At 71.5% G+C, this 12,967-nt stretch carries 12 protein-coding genes and 1 riboswitch; of the genes, 3 read left to right on the forward strand and 9 right to left on the reverse strand.

The genetic code is table 11. From position 1 onward, the window contains the following. Window positions 1-218: 218 nt before the first annotated feature. Window positions 219-740 carry an SseB family protein gene (locus AC6CCG_RS27645; protein WP_496657985.1) on the reverse strand — a complete coding sequence of 174 codons (522 nt, stop codon included), beginning with the start codon at window positions 738-740 and terminating at the stop codon, window positions 219-221. Window positions 741-1,029: 289 nt separating this feature from the next. On the opposite strand from AC6CCG_RS27645, the gene AC6CCG_RS27650 reads away from it, so the two are divergent. Further along, a complete protein-coding gene (locus tag AC6CCG_RS27650; RefSeq protein WP_496657986.1) occupies window positions 1,030-1,515 on the forward strand; it encodes a hypothetical protein in 486 nt (161 codons plus the stop codon). A 1-nt stretch (window position 1,516) separates the two neighbouring features. On the opposite strand, the gene AC6CCG_RS27655 is transcribed toward AC6CCG_RS27650, so the two are convergent. From AC6CCG_RS27655 to AC6CCG_RS27665, 3 genes are read right to left on the reverse strand one after another with little or no spacing between them, the layout of a single operon-like run. Then, on the reverse strand, window positions 1,517-1,996 hold the full coding sequence (locus AC6CCG_RS27655) for a PH domain-containing protein (protein WP_496657987.1): 480 nt from the start codon (window positions 1,994-1,996) through the stop codon (window positions 1,517-1,519). A 4-nt stretch (window positions 1,997-2,000) separates the two neighbouring features. Continuing rightward, a complete protein-coding gene (hisG, locus tag AC6CCG_RS27660) occupies window positions 2,001-2,876 on the reverse strand; it encodes an ATP phosphoribosyltransferase (RefSeq protein WP_496657988.1) in 876 nt (291 codons plus the stop codon). Window positions 2,877-2,901: 25 nt separating this feature from the next. Beyond that, window positions 2,902-3,189, reverse strand: coding sequence for a phosphoribosyl-ATP diphosphatase (locus AC6CCG_RS27665; RefSeq protein WP_179748592.1), 288 nt, complete (start codon window positions 3,187-3,189; stop codon window positions 2,902-2,904). 57 nt (window positions 3,190-3,246) lie between these two features. On the opposite strand from AC6CCG_RS27665, the gene AC6CCG_RS27670 reads away from it, so the two are divergent. Next, window positions 3,247-5,073 (forward strand): outer membrane protein assembly factor BamB family protein, encoded by a 1,827-nt coding sequence (locus AC6CCG_RS27670; RefSeq protein WP_496657989.1) that lies wholly within the window; start codon window positions 3,247-3,249, stop codon window positions 5,071-5,073. Continuing rightward, window positions 5,070-6,899 (forward strand): hypothetical protein, encoded by a 1,830-nt coding sequence (locus AC6CCG_RS27675; RefSeq protein ID WP_496657990.1) that lies wholly within the window; start codon window positions 5,070-5,072, stop codon window positions 6,897-6,899. The genes AC6CCG_RS27670 and AC6CCG_RS27675 overlap by 4 nt, the downstream gene beginning before the upstream one ends. Here AC6CCG_RS27675 and AC6CCG_RS27680 read toward each other — a convergent pair. The 5 genes from AC6CCG_RS27680 to mshC form a co-directional block, all read right to left on the reverse strand. Continuing rightward, window positions 6,865-7,701 (reverse strand): carbohydrate ABC transporter permease, encoded by an 837-nt coding sequence (locus AC6CCG_RS27680; protein ID WP_496657991.1) that lies wholly within the window; start codon window positions 7,699-7,701, stop codon window positions 6,865-6,867. The genes AC6CCG_RS27675 and AC6CCG_RS27680 overlap by 35 nt on opposite strands. Then, the gene (locus AC6CCG_RS27685; protein ID WP_496657992.1) at window positions 7,701-8,606 is read right to left on the reverse strand and encodes a carbohydrate ABC transporter permease; all 906 of its coding nucleotides are present in this window, start codon (window positions 8,604-8,606) and stop codon (window positions 7,701-7,703) included. The genes AC6CCG_RS27680 and AC6CCG_RS27685 overlap by 1 nt, the downstream gene beginning before the upstream one ends. A 10-nt stretch (window positions 8,607-8,616) precedes the next feature. Beyond that, complete coding sequence (gene ngcE, locus AC6CCG_RS27690; RefSeq protein ID WP_496657993.1) at window positions 8,617-10,026, reverse strand: N-acetylglucosamine/diacetylchitobiose ABC transporter substrate-binding protein; 1,410 nt, start codon at window positions 10,024-10,026, stop codon at window positions 8,617-8,619. A gap of 224 nt (window positions 10,027-10,250) precedes the next feature. Further along, window positions 10,251-10,943 (reverse strand): nicotinamide riboside transporter PnuC, encoded by a 693-nt coding sequence (pnuC, locus tag AC6CCG_RS27695; RefSeq protein ID WP_496657994.1) that lies wholly within the window; start codon window positions 10,941-10,943, stop codon window positions 10,251-10,253. Window positions 10,944-11,024: 81 nt separating this feature from the next. Further along, window positions 11,025-11,148: riboswitch (FMN riboswitch) on the reverse strand. Window positions 11,149-11,728: 580 nt separating this feature from the next. Further along, on the reverse strand, window positions 11,729-12,967 hold the full coding sequence (mshC, locus tag AC6CCG_RS27700) for a cysteine--1-D-myo-inosityl 2-amino-2-deoxy-alpha-D-glucopyranoside ligase (protein WP_496657995.1): 1,239 nt from the start codon (window positions 12,965-12,967) through the stop codon (window positions 11,729-11,731).

A 12,967-nucleotide genomic window follows, 5' to 3' on the forward strand; every position in this document is an offset into this window, starting at 1 on the left:
CGGCGGACCCGCCCGGAAACGAAGAAAGGGCCTTCGTCACCGACGAAGACCCTGATCAGGCGATGCGGCCTAGGCCGCAGTCGCGGACCGACCCGGCAACCTGTGACAGTCGCAGCGGGTGGGAGATCAGGTCTCCGCTTGCGGGTTCAACGGGCATGCTGAACCGGTCGGCGCCCACTGTAACACCCCGCGACCAGCGCTGTCAGATCGCGTGGACCTCAGCCTGCCACGACCGTGGTCCAGCCGAACTCCCCCGGCTCGACCTCGACCAGCCGGTGTCCCGCCGCCAGCTGCCGCAGCACCTCGTCCTCGATCACCAGCGAGGCCGGGCCGGCATGGTCGATCAGCAACGCGTCGGCGTGATCGGCGACCGCGGCCTCGGCGGCCTGGTCCAGGGTCACCGGGACCGGCCGGGCCGCCGGATCCCAGCCGGCGAGCGAGTCCGTTCCGGTGAAGGAGAGCATGGCCCGGCGGCCGTCCGGTGCCTGCAGCAACACCACCGACATCTCGGCCTCCTTGTCGGAGGCCAGCCCGTGGGCTCCGGTCCCGGTCGAGGTCGCCGTGGCCACCACCGGGACCAGCAGCCGGTCGCCGCAGAGGGCCGCCACCGCGCGGAGGTACGCGATCGGGTCCGACCCGCCGGTCTCGGCCCACGCGGCCAGCGCGGACCGGGTCGCCGGCGTCGCGCTGCCGTCGTCGCCGGGGAACGGGGACGGGCTCAAGCTCCGCTCGTGGTGCACCGGGTCACCCTAATCCGTCAGCGCCGGACGTCACCGCCACCGACCGGCCGTCCGATCGGCATCGAGTGGAGTTCGACCCCGATCCGGCGCGAGATCGAGGGTCGATGTGTCCACTCGATGGGGTGGGGCGGGTCGAGCGCACGCCGACCTCGGTCCAGAAGCGCACACGCTGTGGCCGAGCTCCGCAGGGTGCCGGTCGGCGGGTCGTGCGGTTGACGCAGTCGGGATGGGGGCTCGGTGCGGGCGGTCACCCATGCCCGGGGGTGGATCGCTGTGGCAGGGTTGAGGCATGCCTGCCTCGGATGCCGTACTCCTCCCGCTCTGCGCCGGAATCGCCCTGCTCGGCGTGATCATCACCGCGCTGGCCTGGCGCCGGGGCAACAAGGGCCGGGTGGTGCAGGGCGTCGGTGTCGTGCTGGCCCCGATCGCTCTCTATTTCGCCGGCCTGCTCACCCTGGTCTGGAACGCGATCGTCGCCGTGGTCGGGTGGGCCGCGCGGATCGTCTTCACGCCGCTGGTCTGGCTCGGCATCTCGATGCTCGGCCTGTGCATCGTGCTCTGGGTGGTCGGCGGCATCGTCGCCAACCGCACCGGCGGCGGCAAGGCGAAGGCGGACGAGGGAGCCAAGCCGGTCACCGGCGGTCAGCCGAAGGCCGTCGGTGGCGCCAAGCCCGCGCCCAAGCAGCAGAAGCAGGCCGCGCCGGCGAAGCAGGATCCGGTCGACGACGACCTGGCCGAGATCGAGGCGCTGCTCAAGAAGCGCGGCATCGAGTGATTCAGGCAACCGCGGCGCGGTAGCGGCGCAGGGCGTCCACCGCCTGCCGGGCCCGGTCCCCGTCGTGGCCCTGGATCCCCATCAGGGACAACCGTTCGGCGTCCAGGTCGGCCTCGAACGGGGTCCCGTCGGCCGGCACCAGCAGCGCGAAGGCCCACGGGTCGCCGTCCCGCAGGATGATCTTGTGCACCCGGTCCCAGTCGACCCGGTGCCGGCGTACCCCGTTGCGGACCGTGATCCCGGCCGGGTCGGCGGTCACCGAACTCGCGGTCGCGATGATGATCACCGCGATCATGGCCACCAGGATCGCGATCAACGTACCCAGCTGGAACGGCGTCACCAGGGCGCGAATCGTGGCCGGGAAGGCGAACCAGCCCACCACGGCGAAGATCACGAAGCCCACTGCCAGGGCCCGGCCGACGATGCGCAGCCAGAACGGGCGGAGCACCAGCCGGTCCGCACCGGGTTCGGTCGAGGGCATCGGACTACAGCCGGCAGGCGGCGATGTCGGTGACCAGGATCGCCCTGGCGCCGACCTCCCACAGCTCGTCCATCACCCGCTGCGCGTCCCGGCGCGGCACCATCGAACGGACGGCGTACCAGTTCTCCCGGGCCAGCGACGACACGGTCGGCGACTCCAGGCCGGGCGTGATCACCATGGCCTTGTCCAGGCCGTCGCCGGACACGTCGTAGTCCATCATCACGTAGTTGCGCGCGACCAGCACGCCGTTCAGCCGGCGCTGCAGTTGATCAAGGCCGAGCGGCGCCGGTCGTGCGGCGCTGGTGATCAGGACCGCTTCGGAGGTGAGGATCGGGTCGCCGAAGAGTTCCAGGCCGGCCTGCCGCAGCGTGGTCCCGGTCTCCACCACGTCGGCGATCGCGTCGGCGATCCCGAGCCGGATCGACGACTCCACCGCGCCGTCCAGTTCGATCAGCCGGGCGGTCACGTTGCGCTCGGCCAGATAGCCGGACACCAGATTCGGGTACGAGGTCGCCAGCCGCAGCCCGTCCAGCCCGGACACGTCGAGGCCGCTGCCCGCCGGCGCGGCGAACCGGAACCGGCTAGCGCCGAAGCCCAGCTGCATCACCTCGGTGGCGGCGGCACCCGACTCGACCACGATGTCGCGGCCGGTGATGCCGAGGTCGAGCACGCCCTCGCCGACGTAGACCGCCACGTCGCGCGGCCGCAGGTAGAAGAACTCGACGCCGTTGGCCTCGTCGTACAGCACGAGGTCCTTGCTGTTCGGCTGGCGCTGCGCGTAGCCCGCCTCCCGCAACATCTCGGCGGCCGGCCCGGACAGTCCGCCCTTGTTCGGTACGGCGATCCGGAGGGTCCCGTTCCGGGACTGGGTGTCGGTCACGGCGCTCATCGTAGTCGGCGGGTTCTCAGAGCTTGGCGTACACGTCGTCGAGGTCAAGGTCCAGCGCGAGCATCAGCACCTGCAGGTGGTAGAGCAGCTGGCTGATCTCCTCCGCGGCGGCCTCCCGCGACTCGTGCTCGGCCGCCATCCAGACCTCGGCCGCCTCCTCGATGATCTTCTTCCCGATCTCGTGGACGCCGGCCTCGAGCCGGGCCACGGTGCCGGAATTCGGGTCCCCACTGGCCGCCTTCGCGCTGAGTTCGGCGAACAGCGACTCGAACGTCTTCGGCGTACGGGCTTCGGGCGCGGTCACGCGGGTCAGCGTATCGGGAGGCCCACGGACCGCTCGGCGCAGTGCCATAATCCGGCCATGGCCCGACCCGTCCCACCGGCCGAGCCCTGGACCTGGCAGCTGCCGGGCGGCCCGGCCGGTCCGGGCCGAGGAGCCGCGGGCCCACCCCTCCCGACTCGGCGTCCCGGCGCGGCCGGCACCGTCGTCCGGGTCGTCGTGCCGCTGCTGCTGCTCGGCATCGTGTGGGCGCTGGCGTACCCGTTGACCAGACTGCCCGCAGCCGAACCGGGACTCGGCCGCTATCTGCCGGTCGGCGACCCGGTGACGACCCTGGTCGACGGCACCGACGGCCGGCCGTGGCAGGCGAACCAGGGGCTCCGTGAGCCGGGTGCCGGCCTGGCCGAGCTGGCCGCGCCGATCCGCCGGCTGATCGGCGAGCCCGGTGACGAACCCTGGCTGATGGTGGACGCGATCCGGCCCGACCAGCAGGGGCGGTTGCTCCGGCTCGCGTACCAGGTCGGCGACGTGATCACGCTGCGCGCCTACCAGGACTCGGCCGGTTGGGCCGTGTTCAGCCCGGGACTGCCGCTGCTGGCGGCCGACGCGGCGGCGGGCGGTTCGACCCGGTGGACCGGCACCGCGGCGATCAAGACGGTCGCGGAGGCGGATTCCGGCGACGATCCGGTGCCCGCGGCGGCCGAGGCGGTGATCACCACGCGCCCGCACCCGAGCCTGCCGTTCTGCCTGGCCAGCACGGTCGAACTGATCGTGGGCGGGGTGACCTCGCAGCTCGGGGCGACCTGGTGCGCCGGCGAGGCGGCCGGCTGGGCGGGGGCGCAGGCACCGGCGTACGTGCTCGAGCCGGCCGCCGGTCCCGTACCCGCTCCGGAGCCGCCGGCCGATCCGGCACCCGCCCTGCCCCGGCTCGACGCCGGGCAGGTCCGGCAGGTCCGGTTCCTGACCAGGCTCGCCGGGCGGTGGCAGGAGCAACCGACGATCCGGCCGTCCCGGCTGGCCGTGGCCGGCGCCACGCTGGTGATCGCGGACGTCGACGGCGGCGTCACCGGCTGGCAGCGGCTGCCGGAGGAACAACAGCAGGAGGCCTACTACGGGCAGCTGTGGCGGGTCCGGCCCGGCGGTTCGGTGCGCGGGCTGGCGACGATCGGCGGTCTCACGGTGGTCGGGACGACCGCTCGCACGATCACCGGGTACAGCAGCGACGGCTGGCAGCGCTGGCGGCAGACGATCGACGACGCCGTGGTCGACGTGGCCCGGCTCGGCACCGACGCCCTGGTCACCGACGCGTCCGGCCGACTGCGGCTGCTGGACGGCTCGACCGGGGCCGTCCGCTGGGAGGCTGACGGCGGCGACGTGCCCTGGGCACCCGTCGTCGACGACCGCTCGATCGCCTTCCTGGACGGCGACACGGTGCGCGTCCTCGACGCCGCGAGCGGCCGGGACCGCTGGAGCGCGGCGGCCGACCAGCGCACCACCGAGGTCGCCCTCGCCGGCGACCTGGTGGTGATCAAGGTCGGCAACTGGCTGGTGGCCCGCGGCGCCGCCGACGGCCGGCACCGCTGGACCCGGGCGGTGCCGGCCGGTGCGTTGCTGAGCGGCAGCGCCGACCAGGTGATGATCTTCGGCGACGAGAGCACCAGCGCGCTCGACCTCGCCGGCCGGGAGCGGTGGTCCGCCCCGGCCGCCGGCGGGGCGCGCGGGGTCGCCGACGGGATCGCGTTGATCATGCCGGACCGGGTCGAGGTCCGGCGGGCCGACGGCTCGGCCACGGCGCTCCCGTTCCCGGCCGGCTTCGGCGAGCCCGACCCGGCGCCGGTCGCCACCCCGAGCGGGCTGCTGGGACTGCAACGCGACCCGAAGGCGTCGGTCTGGTGGGAGTACCGGTGATCCCCCAGTACGCGCCGCCGCAGGGCTACCGCCGTCCGTCACCCCTCGCGGTCACCGGCCGGTTGATCAAGGAACTGTTCCTGCGGGTGCTGGTCGACCCGGTCCTGTCCGGTCGGTTGCGCGGCGACGGCTGGCCGCGCGGCGTGCGCCCGCTGGTCGGGATCGGGCTGGCCGTCTATCTGATCACGGTCGGTCTGGCTCTGGTCGCCGGCCCGTTGCGACGCGCGTTGCCGCCCGGCGACGCGGCGTTCGGTATCCCGCCCGGGCTGTTCGGGATCATGATCATGATCACGCTGGCCCTGCTGCCGTTGCTCTGTGCCGCCTCGCTGCACGCGCCGTGGTACCTGCGGCTGGTCGGCCTGCTGGCCCCGGTCGTGCTGGCCCTCGGCTTCGCCCGGATGGCCGAGCGGCCGGACCAGTTGCTCTGGCCCGGGCTCGCTCTGGCGGCCGTGATCATCTTCAGTTGCTGGCGCTGGTTCGGCCGCTGGGCCTGGTGGGAGTACGTCGTGCTGCTGGCCCTGGTCGGCGCCGGGACGATCTCGTCGCTCTGGCTGCTGGTCCGCCCCGCGCTGGCCCGGGGCACGGTGGATGTCAGCTTCGAGTCGGTGATGGTGCTGATGGCGGTCGGCGTGTTCGCACTGCCGTTCACGGTCGTGTCCGGCGCCGCGCTGGCCGAGGTCGCGCTGTCCAGTGCCAGCTGGCTCGTCGAGCTGATCAGTCGCCGGATCTCGCCGCGGGCGCTGATGGTGCTGGTCGCCCTGCTGGTGCCGGCCGCGCTGATCCTGGTCGCGGTCCGCTGGTCGACGTCGATCGTGCCGCCGCTGCCGAAGCTGATCGGGCTCAGCTTCGGCGGCGCCGTGGTCGGTCTGACCTGGTTCGGCTGGCTGCTCGTGGACCTGCTGATCGACCGGCGTGAACGGGCCGCCGGACGGGCCGTGGCCGGCGACACCCGGCTGGCCCAGCTGCCCGCCCCGTTCCGGACGCTGACCCTGGTGCTGGGTTCCGCCGTCGTCGCCCCGTTCATGATCAACTGGGTCTGGGCGCGCGCCGAGTACGGTCTCGCTCCCCTGCTCCGCGAGGCCGGGATCGCCTACCTGCCGGGCAATCTGACCGACCGGCTCGGCCTGCCGAACGTGACGCTGCCGGCCGGCTTCGCCCTCGCCGCCGCCGCCGGCCTGGTGCTCGCCGCCGTCGCCGTGCACCGCCGGCAACGGGGCCTGGCCGAACTCGCCGTGGTCGCCGCGCTGCTCTGCCTGGTCCGGCTGCTGACCACCGTCGAACTGCCGTTCCTCACCGTCACGCTGGACGACCTCGCCGCCGTCGTGATCGTGGTGACGGTGATCATCACGGCCGTCTGGGCGCTCCGGCGCCGGCTCAGCCCGGTCCGGGCGGAGGCGGTCGCCCTGGCCCTGGTGCTCGGCCTGGCGATCACCGTACGGGAGCTCATCGCCGACCCGCTGGGCTGGCTGCTCGGCGGCACCGGCGGAGCGTTGATGATCATCGGCCTGGTCTGGGGCCTGCTCACCGGAGCGGCGGAGGCCAACGAGGACTCCACGCGATTCCCGCGGCCGGCCCGGGCCCTGGCGCTGATCGGCTACTTCGCCACGGCGATGGCGATCACCGCGTTCGATCAGCTCGCGGTCACCTTCGCCGTCGACCTGAACCGGTTCGCCCTGGTCGGCTCCGACCTGCTCGGCACCGCCCTGCTGCTGACCGGGCTGTGGGCGGTGATCGCCGCGGCCCGACGGCGCGAGGAGATCCTCGAGCCGGCGGTTCCGCCGGTTCCGCCGGTCAGCGCAGCGCCCCCACCGTCATACCCGCGGTGATCTTGCGCTGGAAGATCAGGTAGACGAGCAGTACCGGGACGGTGGCGATGGTGAGGCCGGCGAACAGGCCGGAGAAGTCGCTGGCGTAGCCCTGGTTGACGGCGAGGTTGGCCAGGCCCTGGCCGATCACGTACTTCGACGGGTCGGTGACCAGCACGATCGGCAGCACGTACTGATTCCACATGCCCAGGAAGTCGAAGATGCCGATGCTGATCAGACCGGGCCGGGCCAACGGCAGCATTACGGTCCAGAACACCCGCCAGTGGCCGCAGCCGTCCAGCAGCGCCGCCTCGGCCAGCTCCATCGGCAGTGATCGGAAGAACGCGGTCAGGAAGAACACCGAGAACGACAGCGACTGGGTCGCGTAGACGATGATCAAGCCGGCGAATGTGTTCAGCAGGCCGAGATTCTTGACCACGAAGAACAACGGGACGAGGGCCAGGAAGCCCGGGAACGCCATCCCGCCGACGAACAGGTAATAGAGGAAGGTCCGGCCGGCGAAGCGGAACTGCGCCAGGACGTAGGCCACGACCGAGGACAGTGCCAGGGTCAGGATCAGGCCGAGGGTCACGACGATGATCGTGTTGAGGAAGTACGCGCCGATGTTGGACTGGTTCCAGGCGCGGACGAAGTTGTCCCAGCGCCAGGCCGCCGGCAGCGACCACGGGCTCTCGAAGATCTCCGGGTCGGACTTGAACGAGCTGACGAAGGACCACAGCATCGGGACGCAGACGATCACCGCCCAACAGAGCAGGATCAACTGCGCCGGGGCACCGAGCAGGGTCCGGCCGAGCCGCCGCATCAGACCTCCCGTCGGGTGAGCCGCAGCGTCACCGTGGTCAGCACCAGCGTGATCACCAGCAGGGTGACGCCGATCGCGGAGGCGTACCCGAAGTTGCTGGACTTGAATGCCGTGTCGTACATGTAGAGCGCCATCACGGTGCTGGAGTTGTCGGGCCCGCCGTTGGTCAGGATCTGGACCACCGCGAAGCCGTCCAGCGCGCCGATGATCAGGAAGATGATCGCGGTCTGCACCGGTGACCAGACCAGCGGCAGCACGATCCGCCAGAACGTCGCCCAGCGGTTGGCGCCGTCGATCAGCGCCGCCTCGATGATCTCGGTCGGGATCGAGGCCATCGCCGCCGTGAACAGGACGACGTAGAAGCCGGCCGAGACCCACACCATGACGGCGATCACGCTGGCCAGCGAGGTGCGTGGATCACCCAGCCAGACCTGCCGCAAGCCGTCCAGCCCGACCGCGGTGAGGAAGCCGTTGAGCAGGCCGTTGCGCGGTTCGAAGATCGCCTGCCACATCACCGCGATCACCGCGATCGACAGCACGCTCGGGAAGAAGTAGACGATCCGGTAGAACCCGGCGCCGCGGACCCCGGTCACCGCCCGGTTGCCGGACCGACCCGAGCCGCCGAACGTGATCATGGTGGCCAGGAACAGCCCGAGCAGGATGATCAACACCGGGCAGACCACGAGCATGATCACGTTGTGGCCGAGCGCCCGGAGGAAGTCCGGATCACGGAGCACCCGGACGAAGTTGTCCAGGCCGACGAAGTTCCAGGACGCCGAGTAGCCGCCCCAGTCCGTCATCGCGATCCAGACGGCCTGCCCGTACGGCGACACGACGAAGATCACGTACAGCGCGACCGGGACGACCAGCGCGGACAGGATGAAGCGCCACTTGTGGTGATGCATCGAGGCTCGGTCAGCGCGCTTCGCGGTGGTACTTGGTCACCGAGGAGTCGGCGGCGATCGTGTCGGCCTTCTTCTGGATCCTGGCCGCCCAGCCCTTCGCGTCGACAGCGCCGGTCAGCAGCGCACCGGTGGCGTTGTCGACCTCCTTCTGCAGCGCCTGGTACCAGGTGCCGAACATCCAGTAGCTCCCGACGTCGTCCCCGGCGGCTTCGATCATGGAACTCATCGACGTCATGGCGAACGAGATGTCGGCGCCCTCGGCGGCACCCTTGACGATGCCGAGCGAGCGGGTGACCTCGATCCGGCGGCGACTCGCCTCGACCGACAGCATCGCCCGCAGCAGTTCCATGCCGGCGCCGGGATTGGGCGCGTCGGCGGCCACCAGCAGGTCCCCGCCCGGCCCGCCGTTGCAGGCGACGAACGGCAGCGCGTCCCCGGCGCCGAGGCCGGGGGCCGGCTTGGCGGTCATCTCGAGATCCTTCGGCGCGATGGCGCCGAGCTCGTTCTCCAGCCAGGCGCCGCACGGGATGAAGACCGCCTTGCCCTGGGCCCAGTACGTCTGCGCCTGGGTGTGGGTCAGCCCGGCCGTGCCGTCCAGGATGTAGCCGCGGGCCTGCAGCTCGCCGTACCGGGCGGCCGACTCGACCAGCGCTTCCTGCTGCCAGGCGCCGGGTTCGAGATTGTCGACGGCGAGGCCGATCTCCCGGCCGCCGGCCTTCTCGGCCGTGCCCATGATCGGACCCCACATGTAGCCCGGGTACTTGCCCTGGTACGTCCAGGGCGCGAGCCCGGCCTGCTTGATCTCCGCGCACAGGGCGAGCATGGCGTCGAACGTCTCCGGGTATTCCCAGCCGTGCTGGGTCATCAGCTTGCCGGAGTACCAGACCGCGTTCAGGCCGTAGCCCGACGGCACCGAGTAGCGCTTGCCGTCGTAGACGCCGACCTCGGCCACACCCGGCAGCAGGGTCTCCGCCACGGTCTTGCCCTCGGTGTCGTACGCGGGAGCCTCGAGGACCGGACCGAGGTCGACCAACCGGCCCTGCTTGACCAGACCGGCCGTGTCCAGCCCGACGTTGCCGATCAGGTCCGGTGGCGTACCGTCGACGAACCGCGGCTGCAGCTCCTTGGGCAGGTCCTGGCTGCTCCTGTAGGTGACCTTCGAGTCCGGGAACCGGGCGTTGTAGAGACGGGTCGGCACGTCGAACCAGTCGTGGCCGTAGCCGCCCTCGAAGTTGAAGAACTCGACCGGCTGGTCGACGGTGACGCCGAACGGGTTGTCCGCGCTGGTCGGCCGCGGCGTGGTCGGGCCGCCGCTGCCGGGCCCGCCTCCCATGGCGCAGCCGCCGAGCGCGAGCGTGCCCAGGGCCGCCGTGCCGAGCATGGAGCGTCGCGACAGGCGACGCGGGACCGATCCGGACATGTCCGCTCCTCGACCGATCAGGCTGATGTTGATCATCAGTCGGTGCGCCGAACGGTATCTCCGCCGGACCCGCCGCGGAGCGGGCCGGAACCAGTGCCGCTAGACCTGCGGGCGCGAGTCGATGATCATGGTCCGATCGAGTGGACGAGCCGGAACCTCTTGTCCGGCGCACGTTTCCGCCGCGGCAGCGCGTGGCGCCGCTCGGGCGAGAAGCGCGAAGTGGTCTAGCGCTGTTGGGTCACCGGCTCCGGCTGGGACGCCGGCTCCGGGTTGCGCTCCAGCCGCCACCAGGCCACGAAGCCGGCCAGGCAGAAGCCGCCGTAGATCAGGTACATGATCGCGGACGGGTAGTAGCCGGCCGACAGCAGCAGCGGCACACCGACCGCGTCCACCGCGATCCAGATCAGCCAGAACTCGACCCAGCCGCGGGCCATCCCATAGGTGGCGAGAATCGAGCCGGTGAGGATCCAGGCATCGGCCGCCGGACCCCAGGAGCCGAGGGCGGACAGGGCGAAGTAGAAGGCGACCCACAAGATCACCGCGGCGATCGCCAGCTGCAGCCGGCCCCGCCAGCCGGCCCAGCGCGGCTGCACGCCGGCCTTCTCGTCGGCGTGCGCCTTGCGATAGCCGTACCAGCGGACCCAGCCGTAGACGCTCACCGCGAAGAAGAAGATCTGCCGACCGGCCTGGCCCCACAGGTCGAGGTCCTGGGGCGTGTGGAAGACGCCGCCGAGGAAGACCGTGAAGAGCAGGATGTTGCCGATGATCCCGATCGGCCAGGCGGCCACGCGGCGTTGCATGCCGAGGATCGCGCTGGCCAGCCCGAACCCGTTGCCGATGATCTCCCGCCACAGGATGCCGGGGCCGATGTCGAGCTTGGCGTTCAGGAAGCCAAGCAGCAGTTCCGAGAAACCCACTGACCTCTCCACTCTCCGGGCACGTGCAGGCCGGGGTGGACGGGGTCCATGGTCGCGCCGGGTCGGCGCGTGCCACGACCCCCGCGGTTCCTCCCATCCGGACTTTCACCGTCGGTCGTGGAGTTTCACCACATCAACCGGCCCTGAGGCCGGGTCGCGGACTGTCACCGCCGGTTCGGACTTGCACCGACCCCGGAACACGCGCGAGCTGTTCGACTCGTCAACCGGCATCCTCCCACCCTTATTCCCCACCCCCAACATTCCCGGTCTTGGCGGACGCGTGCCAGGAGTGACGTATCGCCGGGCCTGGACGAGACCGGGACCCGACCGGGCGAAGCAGGCGGAGCCGACCGGGCCGGGCGAAGCGGCGAAGGTGACCGAACCCGGCCGGACCGGGCGAAGCCGACCGGACCCGGCCGGACCGGGCCGGGATGGGAGCGGGATGGGCGAGATGGTCGAAGTCGGACCGGCGGATCCGGACGGGACGAGTCGAGGCCGAACCGACCGGGCCGCACCGGGCCGCACCGGGCGAAGAGGGCGGAACCGACCGAGCCGGACGAAATGGCGGGGCGGGCGCCTTCACACATTGGGGAACCTTCGGCCGCGAACTCCCGGCGCAAAGTTCCACGTTCCCGTGCTCCTCGTTCTCACGCGCCGAGGTCATGGCCGCGCTCCGCTCGGCGCGCTCACTCCGACCGGGGCCGCCCCGCGACCGACCTCCCGATCGACACGTCACTTCTGCAGCGACACGCCGCCAGAACGCCTGCTTTGGTGACCGGTCGGCGTTAGAGGGAGATGCCGAGGAGGGCGTCGGTGGCGGAGGCGATCAGGGACGGGGCTTCGGCGTCGTCGCCGTCGATGGTGAGGGAGGCGCCGGCCCAGGCGTCGATGGCGGCCAGGGCGGCCGGAGCGTCGAGGTCGTGGCGGAGGGCCTCGCGGACCTTGGCCAGGGTCTCGGTGGCGCCGACCCCGGCGTCGCGGCGGACCGCCTCGCGCCACTGGCCCAGTCGCTCGGTGGCCTCGGTGAGCAGGTCCGGGGTCCAGGACCAGTCGGCTCGGTAGTGCTGGGAGAGCAGGGCCAGCCGGATCGCCATCGGGTCGGCGCCGGCGGCGCGCAGCCGGGAGACCAGTTCGAGGTTGCCCTTCGACTTGGACATCTTCTCGCCGTTCAGGCCGACCATCCCGCTGTGCACGTACGCCTTCGCGAACTCACGCCCGGTCGCCACCCGGCCCTCGGCCGCACACATCTCGTGGTGCGGGAAGATCAGGTCCCGGCCGCCGCCCTGCACGTCGAACTCCGGGCCCAGGTAGCGCAGCGCGATCGCGGTGCACTCGATGTGCCAGCCGGGCCGGCCGGCGCCGAGCACGGTCTCCCAGCTCGGCTCGCCGTCGCGGGCCAGCCGCCAGACCAGGCAGTCGAGCGGATCCTTCTTGCCGGCCCGGTCCGGGTCGCCGCCGTTCTCGCCGAAGATCGTCACCGCCTCGGCGCCGAGCTTGGACAGGCTGCCGAAGCGGCCGTCGGCGGCCCGGGCGAAGTAGAGGTCCGGATACTCGGGATCGGCGACCGGGTAGATCGCGCCGTCGATCTCGCGCAGCTTCTCGATCAGGGCGACGACCTCGTCGATCGACTCGACGGCGCCGACCAGGTGGTCCGGCGGCAGTACGTTGAGCGCGGCCAGATCGGTCCGGAACAGCTCGATCTGCTCCTCGGCCAAGGCGGCCCAGTCGACCCCGGTCTGCTCGGCCCGCTCGAGCAGCGGGTCGTCGACGTCGGTGACGTTCTGGACGTAGGCGACCTCGAGCCCGGCGTCACGCCAGGACCGGTTCAGCAGGTCGAACGCCACGTAGGTGTTCGCGTGCCCGAGGTGCGTCGCGTCGTACGGCGTGATGCCGCAGACGTACATCCGGGCCGTCCCGGAGGTCGGGCCGACGGGGACGACGGCCCCGCTGGAGGTGTCGTACACCGAGACCGTTCCGTCCGATCCCGGCAGGCGGGAGATCCCCGGAGCGCGCCATGCCTGCAT

The sequence above is a fragment of the Microlunatus sp. YIM B11417 genome (assembly GCF_059617205.1).